This window comes from Massilia phyllostachyos, assembly GCF_021044825.1.
In the GTDB taxonomy this organism is placed as follows: Bacteria; Pseudomonadota; Gammaproteobacteria; order Burkholderiales; family Burkholderiaceae_D; genus Telluria; species Telluria phyllostachyos.
In genome coordinates this window covers 237,966-256,108 of sequence record NZ_JAJNOC010000005.1, presented here as the reverse complement: position 1 = coordinate 256,108, position 18,143 = coordinate 237,966, and the positions used below count along the sequence as shown (strand labels likewise).

Annotated in this window: 11 protein-coding genes; 7 read left to right on the top strand and 4 right to left on the bottom strand. The window is 67.5% G+C overall.

Annotated elements, in window-relative coordinates; translation table 11 throughout:
- The first annotated feature begins 6 nt into the window (after positions 1-6).
- On the top strand, positions 7-492 hold the full coding sequence (locus tag LQ564_RS16670; protein ID WP_231059238.1) for an SRPBCC family protein: 486 nt from the start codon (positions 7-9) through the stop codon (positions 490-492).
- Positions 493-501: 9 nt separating this feature from the next.
- On the opposite strand, the gene LQ564_RS16665 is transcribed toward LQ564_RS16670, so the two are convergent.
- Complete coding sequence (locus LQ564_RS16665) at positions 502-1,941, bottom strand: dihydrolipoyl dehydrogenase (protein WP_231059237.1); 1,440 nt, start codon at positions 1,939-1,941, stop codon at positions 502-504.
- 115 nt (positions 1,942-2,056) lie between these two features.
- Between LQ564_RS16665 and LQ564_RS16660 the strand changes: the two genes are divergently transcribed.
- Entirely contained in the window at positions 2,057-2,908 is an 852-nt protein-coding gene (locus tag LQ564_RS16660) for an oxygenase MpaB family protein (RefSeq protein ID WP_231059236.1), read from the top strand.
- A 7-nt stretch (positions 2,909-2,915) separates the two neighbouring features.
- Here the strand turns inward: LQ564_RS16660 and LQ564_RS16655 are convergent, their stop codons facing one another.
- The 3 genes from LQ564_RS16655 to hemE all read right to left on the bottom strand — a co-directional run bounded on the left by LQ564_RS16655 (position 2,916) and on the right by hemE (position 7,430).
- Positions 2,916-3,641: an SEL1-like repeat protein gene (locus LQ564_RS16655; RefSeq protein WP_231059235.1), complete on the bottom strand. Its 726-nt coding sequence runs from the start codon at positions 3,639-3,641 to the stop codon at positions 2,916-2,918.
- Positions 3,642-3,782: 141 nt separating this feature from the next.
- On the bottom strand, positions 3,783-5,789 hold the full coding sequence (locus tag LQ564_RS16650; RefSeq protein WP_231059234.1) for a primosomal protein N': 2,007 nt from the start codon (positions 5,787-5,789) through the stop codon (positions 3,783-3,785).
- A gap of 558 nt (positions 5,790-6,347) precedes the next feature.
- Positions 6,348-7,430 carry a uroporphyrinogen decarboxylase gene (gene hemE, locus LQ564_RS16645; protein WP_231059233.1) on the bottom strand — a complete coding sequence of 361 codons (1,083 nt, stop codon included), beginning with the start codon at positions 7,428-7,430 and terminating at the stop codon, positions 6,348-6,350.
- Between the two features lie 89 nt (positions 7,431-7,519).
- Between hemE and LQ564_RS16640 the strand changes: the two genes are divergently transcribed.
- The 5 genes from LQ564_RS16640 (at position 7,520) to LQ564_RS16620 (ending at position 18,126) form a co-directional block, all read left to right on the top strand.
- Positions 7,520-9,430 (top strand): S9 family peptidase, encoded by a 1,911-nt coding sequence (locus tag LQ564_RS16640; protein ID WP_231059232.1) that lies wholly within the window; start codon positions 7,520-7,522, stop codon positions 9,428-9,430.
- Positions 9,427-13,533: a DEAD/DEAH box helicase gene (locus tag LQ564_RS16635; RefSeq protein ID WP_231059231.1), complete on the top strand. Its 4,107-nt coding sequence runs from the start codon at positions 9,427-9,429 to the stop codon at positions 13,531-13,533. The genes LQ564_RS16640 and LQ564_RS16635 overlap by 4 nt, the downstream gene beginning before the upstream one ends.
- 58 nt (positions 13,534-13,591) lie before the next feature.
- Positions 13,592-14,074, top strand: coding sequence for a hypothetical protein (locus tag LQ564_RS16630; protein ID WP_231059230.1), 483 nt, complete (start codon positions 13,592-13,594; stop codon positions 14,072-14,074).
- 143 nt (positions 14,075-14,217) lie between these two features.
- Positions 14,218-16,095: a DUF885 domain-containing protein gene (locus LQ564_RS16625; protein ID WP_231059229.1), complete on the top strand. Its 1,878-nt coding sequence runs from the start codon at positions 14,218-14,220 to the stop codon at positions 16,093-16,095.
- Between the two features lie 285 nt (positions 16,096-16,380).
- Positions 16,381-18,126, top strand: coding sequence for an extracellular catalytic domain type 1 short-chain-length polyhydroxyalkanoate depolymerase (locus tag LQ564_RS16620; RefSeq protein ID WP_231059228.1), 1,746 nt, complete (start codon positions 16,381-16,383; stop codon positions 18,124-18,126).
- Positions 18,127-18,143 lie beyond the last annotated feature (17 nt).

Here is an 18,143-nt window from a genome sequence, read left to right as displayed (position 1 = left end):
CCGCACATGAAATTTGAACACATCATCCAGATCAACGATCCGATGAACCCGCTGATCGACACCATCTCGATCGAACAGCTGTGGCGCGGCCTGGTCCTGCGCGCCGAATCGCCGTCCATGTTCGTGCCGCACCTGGACGAATGCACGATTCTGGAACGCGGCGACGGCAACTTCACCCGCCGCCTGCGCTACGGCGACCTGGTGATCGACGACGTGGTGCACCTGACGCCGCTGAAGGAAGTGCGCTACGAGGTGCCGGCCCAGGGCGAGATCGCCGCGTCCAGCCTGAGCATGAAGATCGAAGCGCCGACCAACGCGGTGCTGCTGGTGCGCTTCAGCTACGACGACGGCCAGGGCGAGCACAGCGACCCGGCCAATGAAATGTATGACGACTTCAAGCGTTCGGCCTACCAGGAGGCGGATATCGATACGGTGCGCATCCTGCGCCAGCTGGCGGGTGAAGGGAAGCTCGACGCGAGCCTGCTGAACTGATCCCGGCGCCTACGTTCCCGGTTCGGTGTCGGCGGCGTCGACGTCGCTCTCGCCTTTCGTGAGCGACTGCGCCAGATCGCGCAGCGCGGTGCGCACGCCCTCCTCGATCACCGGGTGATAGAAGGGCATCTCCAGCATCTGGTCCACCGTCATGCGCATCTGCACCGCCCACGACAGCGTATGCGCCAGGTGCTCGGCGCGCGGCGCGATCATCTCGGCGCCGAGGAAGCGGCGCGAGCCGAATTCGGCATACACCCGCAGCATCCCCTTGTTCTGCAACATGACCCGGCTGCGGCCCTGGTTCGCGAACGACACCGAACCGACCGCGAACTTGCGCTTGCCGCCTTCGACCAGCGTCCTGTAGCTGGCGCCGAGGGTCGCGATGTTGGGCTCCGTAAAGGCGACCGCGATCGCCGTGCGGCGCAGGCCGGGACGCACGTCCGGGTAGCGGCCCGCATTGTCGCCGGCGATCTTGCCGTGGTCGGCGGCGTCGTGCAGCAGCGGGCGCTCGTTGTTGGCGTCGCCGGCGATGAAGATGTGGCTGTTCCCGCACTGCATGGTGCGCGCGTCGAACAGCGGGATGCCGTCGGCGCCCAGTTCCAGGCCCGTCGTCTCCAGGCCGATGTCGTGCACGTTCGGCGTGCGCCCGGCCGCCATCAGCACGTACTGGAAGCGCTCGGTCTGCTCGTTGCCGAGGGCGTCGGCCACCGTCAGCGCCACCTCGTCCCCCTCCTGCACCGCACCCAGCACCTTGGTCTGGAACTGGATGTCGAGCTCCTCGTTCAGCACGCGGCCGGCGGCGCGCAGCACTTCGGGGTCGCTGATGTGGGCGATGCTGCCGCCGCGCGCGTAGAACTTCACCCGCACGCCGAGGCGGTGCAGGGCCTGGCCCAGTTCCAGCCCGATCACGCCGGTGCCGATCACGGCGACCGAGGTCGGCAGGTCGTCCCAATAGAACACGTCGTCGCTGGTGACGATGCCAGGGCCCACGTTTTCCAGCGCCGGCAGGCGCAGCGGCGTGGAGCCGGTGGCGATCACGACCCGCGCCGCATTGATCTCGGTGTGGTCGTCGACAAGCAGCGTATGCGGGCCGGTGAAGCGCGCATGGCCGCGCAGCTTGTCGTCTTCATCGAACGAGTCGACGCTCTCCACCACGAAGCCGACGAAGCGGTCGCGCTCGCGCCGCACCCGTTCCATCACGGCCGGGCCGTCGATGCGGACCTCGCCCGCATGCACGCCGAAGGGGGCCGAGTGCTGCATCGCGTGCGCGCTTTCCGCGGCCGCGATCAGGAGCTTGCTCGGCATGCAGCCGACCCGCGCGCAGGTGGTGCCGTACACCCCGCTCTCGATCACCACCGTGCGCGCGCCCTGGGCCTTGGCGGCGCGGTAGGCCGTCATGCCGGCAGTGCCGGTGCCGATGACGGCGACATCCACATCCAGTTTCTTCATGGTTTTCTCCGCATGTTCATGGCGAAACGATACGCGATTTCGGCCTCGGGCGCTGGCGACTTGATCCCGGCGTGATCGTCCCGATCTGGAGCATATGGCAACGATGGGGATGCCGATGCTGGACACGCTACGCGAACTGATGCGCCCGCCCGCGGGCATGGCCTGCGATTTCAGCCAGCCGGCGGGCGAACCGGCGCTGGCGCCGCACGACGGCGTCTCGTGGCGCGTGTTCGCCAATCCCGTGTCGCTGTTCGTCGGCGGGGTGGCGGCCGTGTTGCTGGAACTGGCCGAGCCCTCGGTGCGCTCCGGCGTCTGGGACCACAGCGGCTTCCGGCGCGACCCCGGCCTGCGCCTGCGCCGCACCGGCTTCGCCGCCAGGATGACGGTCTACGGCCCGCGTTCCGAGGCCGAGAAGATGATCGCGCGCGTGGTGCGCATGCACGGCCGCGTCGAGGGCCACACGCCCGCCGGCCTGCCCTACCGCGCCAATGACCAGCGCCTGCTGGACTGGGTGCAGGCCACCGCCGGCTTCGGCTTCACCGAGGCCTACCACGCCTATGTGCAGCCGCTGACCGCGCTGGAAAAGGATGCGGCCTTCGCCGAGGGCGAGGCGGCCGCCGGCCTGTATGGCGCGCGTGGCGCCCCGCGTTCCTGGGCCGAGTGGGAAGCGCTGCTGCTTGCGACCGCGCCCACGCTGGAGGGTTCGAGCATCCTGGCCGATTTCCTGCGCATCATATGCGAGGCGCCGATCCTGCCCGCGCCGCTGCGGCCCCTGCAGCGCCTGCTGGTGCGCGCGGCGGTGCAGATCGTGCCCGAGCCGGTGCGCTCGCTGCCGCAGCTGCGCGGACGCGGCCTGCGGCCGGGTGAAGCCACCCTGGTGCGGGGGCTGGCGCGGGCCGCGGCCTTTTTGCCATTGAAGAACATGCCGCCGGCGCAGGCTGCACGCCGGCTCGCGGCGAAAAAATGAAGTCGCGCTACTGGACCGGGAAGCGGTAAATCATGGCGATTTCCGAGCCGGGCGGAACGCCGCGCGGCTGCGGATAGCGACGCAGGGCGATATCGACGGCGCTGCGCACCATGGCTTCGAAGCGGCTGGCGTCCCGCTGGTCAATGCGCTGGCGCGGCTTGTCACCGGCGGTTTGGCCGAGCACCCGCGCCACCGCGGCCTCGCCAGTTTCCAGCTCGATGCGCGGCGCCTCCGGGAAAAATCGCAGCACGACATCGACGCCCTTGCCTCCAAGGCTGCGGGGATATTTCACTTCCGAAGAAACGGCGGACAGCACGCCGATCACGTAGTTGCAGGTTGCCAGCATACGCTGTGGCCAGGCGTTCAATTCCGCGACGAATCGCTCGGGATCCTTCTCGGCCTCCGCGCTGACTGTGCAACCTTCCAGGCGCGGGCTGCTGCCGCGTAGGGCCCACCACAATGCCGCAGCCACGTCGAGTCCGTTGGCGGGATCCGCGAAACCGGCGGCCAGGCGATCGGCGGCTTCCGCAAGATTGCCCTCGTAAGCCTGGGTGTAGAAGATGACCGCCTTGCTCCAGTCGCGCTTCAGGCACAGGCCGTTCTCGTACATCGACCCGGCCAGAAGCGCGACCTCGGGATACAAGCTTTTCAGGCCTTGCTTCAACGCCGTCACCGCGGCAGGGCAGTCCTGCGCTACAAGGCGGCCGGTGACCTCGGCGACGATCTCGCCCATCGGACGCGTGGGTGTGACGGCCTGCGCCATGCATGGTGGCGACAGTAGCAGTGGCAGGAGCAAGGACGCGGCGGCGAAAAAGCGAGGCATGCGTCCACTGTAGCAAAATTTCGCTTTGCCATGCTCACGCACCGCCACCGATCAGATATCGATCGGATCCACTTCCAGCGACCAGCGCACGCGCGACTTCATGGCGCGCAGAATCTCGACCCACTCGCGCAGGAAGTGCTGCAGCGCCGGTCGCGAAGGCGATTCCACCAGCAGCTGGGCGCGATCGGTGTTGTGCACCCGCGTCATCGTCATCGGGATCGGGTCGTTGATCATCACCGCCTCGGTCGGCAGGCAGTCGCGCGCCGCCTCCAGGAAGGCGATCGCGTTCGCCAGTTCCGGCGCCTCGGCGCGCAGCAAGGCCTGGTACATGAAGGGCGGCAGGCCGGCCTGGCGGCGCTCTTCCAGCAGGCTGCCGGCGAAGCGGTCGTAGTCGTGGCGCTGGACGGCGCCGTACAGCGGATGGCTGGCGTAGCGGGTCTGCACCAGCACCTCGGAGGCCGCCCCGGCGCGCCCGGCGCGGCCCGCCACCTGCATCAGCTGGGCGAACAGGCGCTCGCTGGCGCGGTAGTCCTGCGAGAACAGGGCGGTGTCCGGGTTCAGGATGCCGACCAGGGTGAGCTTTTTGAAATCGTGGCCCTTGGCGACCATCTGCGTGCCGACCAGGATGTCGACCTCGCCCCGGTGCACCGCGTCGAAGGCCGCCTGGGCGCTGCCTTTCAGGCGGGTGGAATCGGCGTCGATGCGCAGGATGCGCGCTTCCGGGAACATCGCGGCGAGACCCTCTTCGACGCGCTGGGTGCCGCGTCCCAGCGGCTGCAGGTCGACGTTGCCGCAGGTCGGGCAATGGCGCGGGATGCGCAATTCGAGGCTGCAGTGGTGGCAGCGCAGCCGGTGCTCCGGCTTGTGCAGCACCATGAAGGCGGTGCAGCGGGTGCAGTTGCTGATCCAGCCGCAGGCGTCGCAGGAGATCACCGGGGCATAGCCGCGCCGGTTCAGGAACAGCAGCGATTGTTCGCCGCGGTCCAGGCGCTGGCGCAAGGCCGCGATGACGGCGCTCGACAGGCCATCCTTGACCCGGTCGCGCTCGGTGTCGATCAGCTTCACGGTCGGCAGCACGGCGTCGCGCACGGCGCGCTCGCGCAGCTCCAGCTTGCGGTAGCGATGGGAACCCGCATGGTGCCAGGTTTCGAGCGAGGGCGTGGCCGAGCCGAGCACGATCGGGATGCCCAGCTGGTGGGCGCGCCACACCGCCAGGTCGCGCGCCGAGTAGCGCAGGCCTTCCTGCTGCTTGTACGAGGGGTCGTGCTCCTCGTCGATCACGATCAGCTTGAGGTTCGGCAGCGAGGCCAGGATCGCCAGGCGGGTGCCCAGCACGATGCGCGCTTTTCCTTCATGCGCGGCGAGCCAGTGCAGCATGCGCTCGCCCTCGGACAGGCCGCTGTGCAGGGTCGCCAGCATCAGGCCCGGGAAGCGCGCCTGGATATTCCCTTCCAGCTGGGGCGTCAGGTTGATCTCGGGGACCAGCACCAGGATCTGGGCGTCGGGGTCGCGCCCCAGGACCTGGGCGCAGGCCTGCAGGTAGACCTCGGTCTTGCCGCTGCCGGTGACGCCGTACAGCAGCATCGGCGTGAAGCCCGCGGCGCTGCCGATCGCATTCGCCGCCTCCTGCTGCGCGGGGTTCAGGACCGGCATGCCGGAGGGCGTCGGGTCGTGCGGCGTGTCGTTCTTCGCCAGCTTCTTCAGTGCGCGGTCCAGCGCCACGGTCTTCGGCACCCGCAGGTTTTTCGGAAGGCCTGGCAGCGCCACCTCGCCCAGCGGACGCTGGTAATAGTCGGCGGCGAAGCGCGCCAGCGCGATCCAGCGCTCCGGCAGCGGCGCGAGCTGGCTGCGCACCGCGATCGCATCCTTCAGTTTGTCCACAGGGACGTCACTGGTGTCCTTCACCGCCACGATCAGGCCCACCACCTCGCGCCGCGCGAACGGCACCAGCACCAGCTGGCCAACCAGCGGCTCTTCGCCGGAGGCGCAGGGCCAGCGGTAATCGAAGCAGCTGTTGAGCGGGGTGTCGAGCGCGACTTGTAGGAAGCAGTGTGCCAAGTCCAACCTTCTTGGTGAATGGAAAGCGGTGGAAAGCTGTGGAAAACTTTGTGAATAGCGCGGTACTTGACCGGGTTCGAGGTTTACGTTAGATCAACTCGAATCCGGGGATTCGTGGGCGCAATGATTAATTTCACTTAAAAATCAATAGCTTATGAATTAAGAGTTATCCCTGTTAACAAGTCGGGCTGGAATCGGCTTGCTGTGCATAACTGCACATGTGCCCGGGGAAAACTCGCTGCAGCGCGTCACGAACTTGAGACCTTACTTGAAGAGTTGAGCTAAGTCCGCGTAAACCAAGCACTTTTCACAACTTATCCGCCCTCCTGTTGATAACTTTGTGAACAAGGAAGGGGAAGTGGGGACATTTTAAAGATAACTAAGGCGCTCTACTGTGTAAATCCACAGTTCATCATGAAAAAATCGCTTAAGAATCATTGGCTTGCGTATTTTTCGATGCAGTAGAGATGTCCACAGGAATAATTTTGCTGATTTACGAACTTGTGAACAAGTGTGATTTTGCTGCGGCAACCCATGCCGCAGCGGGTCAAGAGCCGGTCAGTCGGCGCGCTGGCGGCGGCTGAAGCTGTGGACAGCTTCCACCATGGCGGTGACCGATTCGGGCGGCGTGAACTGCGAGATGCCGTGGCCCAGGTTGAACACGTGGCCATGGCCGGCTGACGGCGTGCCATAGGCGCTCAAGGAACGTTCGACTTCCGCCGCGATCTGTTCCGGCGCCGCGAACAGGATGGCCGGATCGAGGTTGCCCTGCAGGGCCACGCGGTCGCCGACCAAAGCGCGCGCGCGGCCCAGGTTGACGGTCCAGTCCAGTCCCAGCGCATCGGCGCCGATGTCGGCCATCTCGTCCAGCCACAGGCCGCCGCCCTTGGTGAACACGATGGCGGGAATGCGCACGCCATCCTTCTCGCGTTGCAGGTCCTGGAGGATCTGCCGCATGTACCGCAGCGAGAACTGTTGATAAGCGCCGTCGGCCAGTGCGCCGCCCCAGGAGTCGAAGATCATCACGGCCTGGGCGCCGGCGTCGATCTGGGCGTTCAGGTACTGCGCCACCACGCGCGCATTGGTGTCCAGGATGTGGTGCATCAGGTCCGGACGCTGGTACATCATCTTCTTGATGGTGTGGAATTCGCGCGAGCCGCCGCCTTCGACCATGTAGCAGGCCAGGGTCCAGGGGCTGCCCGAGAAGCCAATCAGCGGCACGCGGCCGTTGATGGCGGTGCGGATCTGGGTCACCGCCTTGAAGACGTAGTCGAGCGACGCCATATCCGGTACCTGCAGGGCGCGCACCGCTTCTTCCGTGCGCAGCGGACGCTCGAACTTCGGGCCCTCGCCCTCGGCGAAGTACAGGCCCAGGCCCATCGCGTCCGGCACCGTCAGGATGTCCGAGAACAGGATCGAGGCGTCCAGGGCGTAGCGGTCGAGCGGCTGCAGGGTGACTTCGGTGGCGAAATCCGGATTCTTCGCCAGCCCCAGGAAGGACCCTGCCCGCTCGCGCGTGGCGCGGTATTCCGGCAAGTAGCGGCCTGCCTGGCGCATCAGCCACACCGGGGTGTAGTCGGTCGGCTGGCGCAGCAGCGCACGCAGGAAGGTGTCGTTCTGGAGCGGGGCGAATTGTGGCATGGCTGACAAGGAAAGCGCAGGGAAAACCTCTATTATCGCATCTCCGGGCTCGCACTTATAATGCCCGTCCAGTCTTGTAGGAACCCGTCATGACCAAACAACAAGCTCCCTGCGGCGCATGGACGTCGCCGATCACCGCCGCCGTCGTCGCGGCCGGCGCCACGCCGCTGTCCGCCCTGATGCTGGACGGCGCCAACCTGTACTGGCTCGAGGGGCGCGCCAGCGAGGCGGGACGCTCGACCCTTGTCGGAACCAGCGGCGAGCTGACGCCAGCCCCGTTCAACGTGCGCAGCAAGGTGCACGAGTACGGCGGCGGCGCGCACACGGTCGCCGATGGCGTGGCCTGGTTTTCGAACCAGCCCGACGGGCGCCTGTACCGCGTCGAACCGGGTACTGCGCCGGTTGCGATCACGGCTGAAGACAACAAGCAGCGCTATGCCGACTTCGTGGTCGATGCGCCGCGCGGGCGCCTGGTGACCGTGCGCGAAGACCATTCGAGCGGCGGCCACTACCCGGAGAACACCATCGCCGCCATCGCTTTCGACGGCAGCGAGACCGTGCTCGTCGACGGCAACGATTTCTATGCGGCCCCGCGCCTTTCCCCGGATGGCCGCCAGCTGGCCTGGCTGTGCTGGGACCATCCGCGCATGCCCTGGGAAGGCTGCGAGCTATGGCTGGCCGACGTGGCGGAAGACGGCACGCTCGTCGACGGCCGCCTGGTCGCGGGCGGGCCGCAGGAATCGATCTGCCAGCCGGAATGGTCGCCCGGCGGCGTGCTGCATTTCGTGTCGGACCGCAGCGGCTGGTGGAACCTGTACCGCTACGACCATGGCGTCGCGCACGCCCTGTGTTCCAAGGAGGCGGAATTCGGCGGACCGCAGTGGAACTTCGGCGGCTCGCTGTACGGCTTCCGTTCAGAAGAGGAAATCGTGTGCGCCTATGTCGAAGGAGGCGTGAGCAAGCTGGCGCGCCTGCGCGATGGCGTATTGAGCGAGGTGCCGACGCCCTACGAAGAAATCCGCGAGCTGCGCGTGAACGCGCACACGGTCGCGCTGCTGGGTGGCGCACCGACGCTGGCGCTGGAACTGGCGCGCATCGATGTCGAGCACGGCGGGCACGAGGTGCTGGCGCGCTCGATTCCCCAGCTCCCGCCCGCGACCTACCTATCGGTGCCGCGGTCGATCAGCTACCCGAGCGCCAACGGCCGCACGGCGTATGCCTTCCACTACCCGCCGGCCAACGCCGACCATGAGGCGCCGACCGGCGAACTGCCGCCCCTGATCGTGATCGGCCACGGCGGCCCGACCGGCATGGCCGCCAGCACCCTGAAGCTGTCGACCCAGTTCTGGACCAGCCGCGGCTTCGCGGTGCTGGACGTGAACTACGGCGGCAGCACCGGCTTCGGGCGCGCCTACCGCGACCTGCTCAAGGGCCAGTGGGGCGTGGTCGACGTCGAGGATTGCGTGGCCGGCGCGCGCCATCTCGTCGAGCAGGGCCTGGTGGACCCGGCGCGCCTGCTGGTGCGCGGCAGCAGCGCCGGCGGCCTCACCACCCTGAACGCCCTCGCCTTCCACGACCTGTTCAAGGCCGGCGCCTGCTACTACGGCGTGTCCGACCTGGCCGGGCTGGACGCGGACTCGCACAAGTTCGAGTCGCACTACAACCAGTACCTGATCGCGCCGCCGGAACGCGCCGAACAGGTCTACCGCGAACGCTCGCCGATCCACCACACCGACAAGCTGACACGCCCGATGATCTTCTTCCAGGGCCTGGACGACATGGTGGTGCCGCCGTCGCAATCCGAAACCATGGTGGACGCCCTGCGCGCCCGGCAGGTGCCGGTGGCCTACATCACCCTGGAGGGCGAAGGCCATGGCTTCAGAAAGGCCGAGAGTGTGATCACGACCCTGGAGGCGGAGCTGGTGTTCTACCTGCGCGTGTTCGGCATTCCCGTACCCGCCGGACTGCCGCAACTGGACATCGAGAACCTGCCTGCATGACGCTTCACGATTTGACGACCGGCGAACAGGCGATCCTCGCGCTGCTGGCCATGACCGGCGAGCCGATGGGCCGCCAGCGCATCCTCGAACACCTGATGGCGGCCGGCCTGCCGCTGCCGGAGGGGCAATGGACGGCCGAGCTGGAAAGCCTGCGCGCCAATGAGCTGGTATTGGACGTGGTCGGACGCGGCTTCGCGATCGCGCCGCACGCCAGCTGGCCGGCGCTGGAACGGGCGCTGGAAGAGGGTTACTTCAACGCCCTGCAGCGCGCCTATGCGCAGGTGACGCCCTTGCGGGTCGACTGGCAGGGCACGCCGGTGCTGCGCAGCTACCGCCAGGGCCTGGCCCTGCTGCGCATCGCCCTCCTTACTGGCGAGCGGCCGGCAGTCGTCACGCCCCTGCTGGCGGCCTGCCTGCGCTGCCACGAGGCGGCCTACCTGCACCCGCTGGTCGACATCTGCGCCCGGCCCTTCGCGCCGGCGATGCTCACCTATATCTACCCCTCGCTGGTCGACGGCGTGCTGGCGACCCTGATCCAGCACGTCCAGCGCGAGCCGGCCATTGCCCCCGCCATCCGGGCGGCGGCCGAGGCCCAACCCGACCCGTCGATCGATCTGCGGATCGCGCTGGCCGAACACCTGGTCCTGTGCGGCAGGCTGGACGACGCGCTGGCGCTGCTGGCGGAAGTGAACGACGCCGCCGCCGTGTTCCTGCGCAGCGTGGTCGCCCTGCTGCGCGACGATATCGACGCCGGCCTGCCCGGCGTGGAAGCCGCCCTCAGACAGCTGCGCCGCGAGACCGGCAAGCGCAAGGCCATCTTCGAGGGCATCGGCGCCCACGTCTACCTCGTCGCCCTCTTGCGCAGCAATGCGCCGGCGCACCTGAAGCTGGCCGACGCCTGGCTCGACATCGCCACCCGCGCCGTGCAGCGCGCCGAAACGGCCGTGGTATTCCAGCTCAGCATGCTGCACGAAATCCGCCGCGGCACCGTCGACACCGAGGTGCTGGCTTCGCGCAGCTGGGAAATGGCGATCGAGCCGTTCACCTTCCGCGCGCTGATGCACCACTGGCTCGGCCTGCCGCAATTGAACGCCAAACGCGAGGACATGGAAGCCATGCTGGCGCAGTCCGAGCAGGCAGGCTTCGACCTGCTCTCGAGCCAGCTGGCCGCCCTGCTGGGCCACATCGGGGGCCCCGGCCATGTGGGCTTCGAAGCACGCGCGAGCGAATTGCGCGGGCGCCACCGCATCGCCGACCTGACCCACTGGTTCGAACGCGAGGAGCCGTGGGAACGCCAGCTCAACGCCCTGATCAACCTGCAGCCGGCGGTGAACGCCGAGGTGGTGCGCGAGTCGCGCCTGGTCTGGATGATCCGCTACGACGACCAGATGGGCGTGCAGGAACTCGAGCCGCGCGAACAGAAGCGCGATGCGCAGGGTGGCTGGAGCCGCGGCCGCGCCATGGGCCTGAAACGCCTGGCGGAAGAAGCGCAGACGCTGGACTTCCTCACCGCCCAGGACGTGCAGGCGGTAGCGACCATCGCCGGCCGCCGCTACTACGGCAGCACCGGCATCCGCTTCGAGTTCGAACGCGACAAGGCGCTGGCCAGCCTGGTCGGCCATCCGCTGCTGTTCTGGATGGATGCGCCGGGCACGCGCGTGGAACTGCTGCCGGGCGAGCCGGAACTGCTGGTGAAGGCGCGCGGCGCCAAGGTCACGATCTCGCTGCACCCTTCCTTGAGTGCGCAGGATGGCGACGTGATCGTCACGCGCGAGACCCCGACCCGCCTGCGCCTGGTGAACATCAAGGAAGAACACCGCCGCATCGCCGCCATCGTCGGCGAGGGCCTGGAAGTGCCAAGCGAGGCGGAGCGCCGCGTGCTGCGCGCGATCAGCGCGATCTCCTCGATCGTCACGGTGCAGTCGGACATCGGCGCCAGCCCGGGCGACATCGAGCAGGTCGCGGCCGATGCGCGCCTGCACCTGCACCTGCGTCCCTACCAGCAGGGCCTGCGCATGCAGATCCTGGTGCGTCCACTGGATGGCGGCGCCTACTACACGCCCGGCGCCGGCGCGGAAAGCGTGATCGCCGACGTGAACGGCGTGCGCACGGAAGCGAGGCGCAAGCTGAACGACGAACGCGAGGCCGAGCGCCAGCTGGTCGGCGCCTGCCATGCGCTCGAGCACGGGGAGCTGGACCACGGCGAATGGCTGCTCGCCACGCCGCTGCGCTGCCTGGAACTGGTGGACGAACTGCGCAGCTTCGACCCGGCCAGGGTGGTGGTGGCCTGGCCCGAAGGCGAGAAATTTCGCGTCTCCAAGCGCGCAAATACGAAATCGGTGCGTGTGCAGATCCGGCGCGACAAGGATTGGTTCGCGGCCAGCGGCGACGTCGTCATCGACGAAGGCCGCGTACTGAGCCTGCAGTCGCTGCTCGAAAAGCTGCGCGAGGAGAAGAGCCGCTTCGTGGCGCTGGGCGACAACGAGTACCTGGCCCTGAGCGACGAGCTGCACCGGCGTCTGATGGAACTCGCCGACTACGGGACGGTGCACGGCGACGAGCTGCGCATGCATCCGCTGGCGAGCTTCTCGCTGGCCGAGCTGGCGCGCGAGGCCGGCAGCGTGAGCGACGATGCGGCCTGGCGCAAGCACTTGCAGCGCATGGCCGACAGCGAGGCGTTCACGCCGCAGCTGCCGTCGACCCTGCAAGCCGAGCTGCGCGACTACCAGCGCGAGGGCTTCGAATGGCTGGGGCGCCTGGCCCACTGGGGCGTGGGCGCCTGCCTGGCCGACGATATGGGGCTCGGCAAGACCTTGCAGGCGCTGGCCCTGCTGCTGACGCGCGCGCCCGACGGGCCGGCGCTGGTGGTGGCGCCGACCTCGGTCTGCCTGAACTGGATCGCCGAAGCCCAGCGCTTCGCACCGACCCTGAACCTGAAACTGTTCGGGCCGGGCGACCGCGCGGCGACCATCGAAGAGGCGGGCCCCTTCGACGTCGTGGTCGCCAGCTACGGCCTGCTGCAACTGGAAGCGCCGCTGTTCACGAAGAAAACCTGGCACAGCATCGTGCTCGATGAAGCGCAAGCCATCAAGAACATGCACACCAAGCGTTCGCAGACCGTGATGGCCCTGAAGGGCGACTTCCGCCTGGCGGCCACCGGCACGCCGCTGGAAAACCACCTGGGCGAGTTGTGGAACCTGTTCAGGTTCATCAATCCGGGCCTGCTCGGCACCGCCGACCAGTTCCAGCTGCGCTTCGCCGGCCCGATCGAGAAGGCGCAAGATAAACGCGCCGAAGCCGGCGCCCGCATGCGCCTGCGCCGCCTGACGCAACCCTTCATCCTGCGCCGCACCAAGGCCCAGGTGCTGACCGAACTGCCGCCGCGCACCGAGATCGTGATCCCGGTCGAACTGACCCAGGACGAGACCGCGCTCTACGAATCGCTGCGCCGCCAGGCCCTCGACAAGCTGGCCGCGCTGGAGGCGCCGGAGAGCCAGAAATCGATCGAGATCCTGGCCGAGATGATGCGGCTGCGGCGCGCGGTCTGCAATCCGGAGCTGGTGGCGCCGGGCTCGGGGCTGGTCAGCAGCAAGCTGGTCGCATTCGCGCGCCTGGTCGACGACCTGCTCGAGAACAAGCACAAGGTGCTGGTGTTCAGCCAGTTCGTCGACCACCTGACCCTGATCCGCAACTACCTCGACGGCAAGCACATCCCCTACCAGTACCTGGATGGCGCCACGCCGATGCAGGAGCGCAAGCGCCGCGTCGACGCCTTCCAGGCCGGCGAAGGGGAGCTGTTCCTCATCAGCCTGAAGGCGGGCGGGGTCGGCATCAACCTGACCGCGGCCGACTACGTGATCCACATGGACCCGTGGTGGAACCCGGCGGTCGAGGACCAGGCCTCGGACCGCGCCCACCGCATGGGCCAGCAGCGGCCGGTGACGATCTACCGCCTGGTGGCGCAGGGCACCATCGAGGAAGGCATCGTCGACCTGCACCACCGCAAGCGCGACCTGGCCGACAGCCTGTTAGAGGGGACCGAGATGGCGGCGCGCATGTCGCCCGGCGAGATGCTGGCGATGCTCAAGCAGGGCCTGTCGTAAACTGGCGCTCCCCGCCATTCCATGTGATCATGCCGCTTTTATGGAAGAGTAGGCACACATGGAACTGGACAAAGCGGCAATGACGGCGCAAGCCCACGTCATCGGCGTCAAATCCTGGCTGGCCTATGCCGGCGTGGCCGCGCTGGCCGTCGTGCTGTTCTTCGTCGCGCTGCCGCTGGCCTTCCTCTGGAACGAGATCGCCGCGGCCTGCGTGCTGGCCGTGTCGGCGCTGGTCGTCGCCTACCAGTTCCTCTCGGTGCGCAGCGTGCAGCTGTACTACGACGACGTCGGCGTCTGGGTGGTCTCGGGCGTGCTGCCCTGGAAGAAGGGCGTCGCCGGCGTGAAGTGGCGCGACATGGACGAGGCCACGTTCGTGAACGGTTTCGTCAGCTGGGCCACGCGCTCCTACACGGTGCGCATCGGCCACCGCTTCACCAGGGATAGCGAGATCGTCCTGCACCACATCGCGCACGGCCGCAAGGCCGTCGAAACGGTCAACGCCCTGCACCAGCAGAAGATCCGGCTGGGCTTCGTTGACTGATTGGCCACCCGCACGCGCGCGAGCGTGACGGAATGTTTCAGCCGCCCGCAAGCGGCGTGAATGGTGCTACTCTTCCGTGGTTCCGCCATGCGCCTCGGCGTGCGGCGGGGCTCCGACCTTTTAATCCACAGGGTTCGAACAGGATGATGAAAACGAAGATCGCGCTGGCAGTCCTGCTGGCGAGTTTCGCGCTGGCGCCCGCCAGCGCAAAGACGACCAAGCCCGCCAAGGGCAAGGCCAAAGCGGCCAAGGTGGTCAAATCGAAAACGAGCAAATCGAAGGCGCCGGTGAAGAAAGCCGTCGCCACCACCGCAGCAGCCACCGCGGTCGCCGCGGCGCCGAGCGCGGGCGCCAGCGAGAAGCGCCTCGACCGCCGCTTCGACTCGATGAGCATGCAGTACCTGACCGCGCTGTGGCGCATCGATCCGGAAGGCGGCATCTACGTCGGCAAGTTCGACCAGGCCGCCAACCTCACCCTTCCGGACGCCGCCACCCGCGCGAAGCGGCTCGCCTTCGCGGGCGAGTGGCTCGACAAATTCAACAAGCTCGACACCCGCCAGCTGTCGCCGCGCCAGCGCACCGACCTGGCCCTGCTGGTGAACAAGCTGGAGAAGGACCGCTGGTACGTGAACACCTGGCGCGAGCACGAGTGGAACCCGTCGCTCTACAACGTCGCCCAGCCGCTCGACCTGATCCTGAACACCGAGTACGCCGCCAAGCCGCAGCGCCTGCGCACCATCCTCAAGCGCCTGGCCACCGTGCCCGACTACTACGCGGCGGCCCAGGCCTCGATCATGAAGCCGACCCGCGAGCACACCCAGCTCGCCATCGCCCAGGCCCCGGGCACCATCGCGGTGCTGGCCGACCTCGGCAAGGCGGCCCAGGAATCGATCCTGACGGCGCAGGAAAAGGCGATCTTCGCCCAGCGCATCGCCAACGCCGGCAGCGCGGTGCTGGCCTGGGTCGACTTCCTCACCGCGCTGGAAAAGAACACGGCGCAGTTCCGCCCTTTCCGCGCCGGCAAGGCGCTGTATGAGCAGAAGTTCGCGCTCGAGATCCAGTCTTCCAGCAGCGCCGAGCAGACCTTCCGCAAGGCCCTGGCCACGCGCGAAGAGCTGCTCACGCGCATGGACACGATCTCGGACGAGCTGTGGCCGCGCTACATGGCGGGCGTCACCAAGCCGGCCGACCGCTTCCGCAAGATCGGCATGATGATCGACAAGCTCTCCGCACGCCACGTCGCGCGCGAGAACTTCCTGCCCGAGATCCGGCGCCAGATTCCGGCGCTGCAGAAGTTCGTCCTCGAGAAGAATCTCCTGAGCCTCGACGCCGACAAGCCGCTCGAAGTGCGCGAGACCCCGATGTACCAGCGCGGCGTGGCCGGCGCCAGCATCGACGCGCCCGGTCCCTACCGTCCGAAGGACAAGACCTGGTACAACGTGACGCCGCTGGACGGCCTCTCCGCCGAACAGGCCGAGAGCAGCCTGCGCGAATACAACGAGTGGATCCTGCAGATCCTGAACATCCACGAAGCCATCCCCGGCCACTATGCGCAGCTGGTGTATGCGAACCGTTCGCCGTCGCTGGTGAAATCGCTGTTCGGGAACGGCGCCATGGTCGAGGGCTGGGCCGTGTACGGCGAGCGCATGATGCTGGAGAACGGCTACGGCGACAACGCGCCCGAGATGTGGCTGATGTACTCGAAGTGGAACCTGCGCAGCGTCACCAACACCATCCTCGACTACGGCGTCCACGTGCTCGGCATGCAGCAGCCGGAAGCGATCGACCTCTTGGTGCGCCAGGCCTTCCAGACGCGCCAGGAAGCCGACGAAAAATGGCGCCGCGTGCAGCTCACTTCCGTGCAGCTGACCAGCTACTACAGCGGCTACGAGCAGATCATGGAACTGCGCGAACGCCGCAAGCAGCAGCTGGGCGAGCGCTTCAACCTGAAGGAATTCCACGACCAGTTCCTCGGCTACGGGAATGCGCCGGTGAAGATGATCTCGGAGTTGATGCAATAAGCAGGCTGTGACTCTGCACAGGCACGCGCCTGTGCAAAAGCGCACAAGCGGCGTGCTCATATGCGCCGCCTGTGCGCAATATCTCCGGGTCTAGAATGGGCAATGCAGCGCACATAAATCACAAGCCGGAGACAACCATGACTTCCTTCCCAGCGCCCGCGTCCTAGCAGCGCACCGCCCGTCTTTCCGCTTGTCCCAACGATACCGCCCGCGCGGCCGGCGTGGCCCCGTCACGCCCGGCGCAGTCGGTTCCCTGTCACGACATACAACAGAACGGAGACGTATATGGCATTCTTCCTGAAAAGGGCAGCGCGGGCCGCGCTTGCCGCCGCCTGCATGAGCCTGGCCGCGCCCGGCTTCGCCCAATTGCAGGCCGGACCCGGCGCCTGGAGCGCGAACCAGACCTGGGCCACCGACACCACCAACGGCGGCGCCCTCACCGGCTACTACTACTGGCCTGCCACCGCACCGGCCCTGGCCGGCAAGCGCGCGCTGGTGCTGGTGCTGCACGGCTGCGCCCAGACCGCCGCCAACGACGTGATCAACGGCGCCAGCGACGGCGGCTACAACTGGAGAGCGGCGGCCGACCAGTACGGCGCCGTGATCCTGGCGCCGAACGCCACCGGCAACCTGTACGGCGCCCACTGCTGGGACTGGGCCGCGACCAACCGCAGCCGCAGCTACGGGCACAACGCGGTACTGCTCGACCTGATCAACCGCTTCGTCAGCAACCCGCAGTATGCGATCGATCCGAAGCAGATCTACGTCACCGGCCTGTCCTCGGGCGGGTCCAAGACCATGGTGATGGGCTGCGTGGCGCCCGACATCTTCGCCGGCGTCGGCATCAATGCGGGACCTTCGCCGACGGTGTCGAGCACGCAGATCTCCTCGGTCCCCTCCGGCACCACCTCGACCAGCGTGGCCAACAGCTGCAGCAGCTGGGCCGGCAGCAACGCCAGCCATTTCTCGACCCAGATCGCGAGCCTCATCTGGGGCACCAACGACTACGTGGTCGGCCAGGCCTACGGGCCGCTGAACGCTGCCGCCATGCGCCAGGTCTACGGTGGCGCATTCACCAAAGGCGCTACCGCGACGGTGCCGGGCGGCGGCGGCAACGTGCCCTACACGGATAGCAGCGGCAAGCTGCGCACCTCGGAAATCACCGTCACCGGCATGGCCCACGCCTGGCCGGCCGGAGCCGGGGGCCAGAACAGCAACTACGTCGATGCGAGCAAGGTGAACTACCCGGCCTTCGTGATGAACTTCTGGTTCACCAACAACCTGCGTGTGACGCAATCCGCGCCGCCGGCGATGACGTCCTGCAGCGCCAGCGTGTCCGGTTCGACGGTGACGGTGACCGGCGCGGCCACCGTCGCAAGCGGCGCGATGGGCAGCTACCGCGTGGTGCTGAATGGCCCGACGCCGGTGGACGACAGCGCGGCCGGCAGCGGCGCCAGCTTCAGCAAGGCGTATGCGGCGCGCGCCGACGGTTACTACAGCGGCACCGTCACGGCGACCGGCAGCGCCACGGGGCTGACGTCGAGTGCCTGCGCGATCCCGCAATTCCTGGTCGGCAGTCCGCCGGCCCTGCAGCCGCCCGCCGGTCTCGCGATCGGCGCCCGCACCGCCAGCAGCATCGCCTTGACGTGGAACGCGTCGAACGGCGCCGTCGGCTACAACGTCTACCGCAACGGCGCCAAGGTCAACGGCTCGCCGCTCACGAGCACCGGCTATACCGACGGCGGCCTGGCGGCGGCGACGAGCTACAGCTACCAGGTGTCGGCGACGGGGAATGGCGGCGTGGAGAGTGCGAAATCAGGCACCGTGACGGGCACGACGACCTCCGGCTTCAGCTGCACGGCGACCACGGCGAGCAACTACGCGCACGTGCAGGCGGGACGCGCGCATACGAGCGGCGGCTATGCACTGGCCAACGGTTCGAACCAGAACATGGGGCTGTACAACACCTTCTACACCAGCACCCTGGCGCAGACGTCGAGCGGCTACTACATCGTCGGCAACTGCCCGTAAACGCAGCGCGCCCTCGT

Coding starts and splice junctions, on each gene's coding strand:
- LQ564_RS16620 (WP_231059228.1), top strand. CDS start 16,381: ATGGCATTCTTCCTGAAAAGGGCAGCGCGGGCCGCGCTTGCCGCCGCC.
- hemE (WP_231059233.1), bottom strand. CDS start 7,430: ATGCCACAATTCGCCCCGCTCCAGAACGACACCTTCCTGCGTGCGCTG.
- LQ564_RS16625 (WP_231059229.1), top strand. CDS start 14,218: ATGATGAAAACGAAGATCGCGCTGGCAGTCCTGCTGGCGAGTTTCGCG.
- LQ564_RS16630 (WP_231059230.1), top strand. CDS start 13,592: ATGGAACTGGACAAAGCGGCAATGACGGCGCAAGCCCACGTCATCGGC.
- LQ564_RS16640 (WP_231059232.1), top strand. CDS start 7,520: ATGACCAAACAACAAGCTCCCTGCGGCGCATGGACGTCGCCGATCACC.
- LQ564_RS16660 (WP_231059236.1), top strand. CDS start 2,057: ATGCTGGACACGCTACGCGAACTGATGCGCCCGCCCGCGGGCATGGCC.
- LQ564_RS16670 (WP_231059238.1), top strand. CDS start 7: ATGAAATTTGAACACATCATCCAGATCAACGATCCGATGAACCCGCTG.
- LQ564_RS16665 (WP_231059237.1), bottom strand. CDS start 1,941: ATGAAGAAACTGGATGTGGATGTCGCCGTCATCGGCACCGGCACTGCC.
- LQ564_RS16655 (WP_231059235.1), bottom strand. CDS start 3,641: ATGGGCGAGATCGTCGCCGAGGTCACCGGCCGCCTTGTAGCGCAGGAC.
- LQ564_RS16635 (WP_231059231.1), top strand. CDS start 9,427: ATGACGCTTCACGATTTGACGACCGGCGAACAGGCGATCCTCGCGCTG.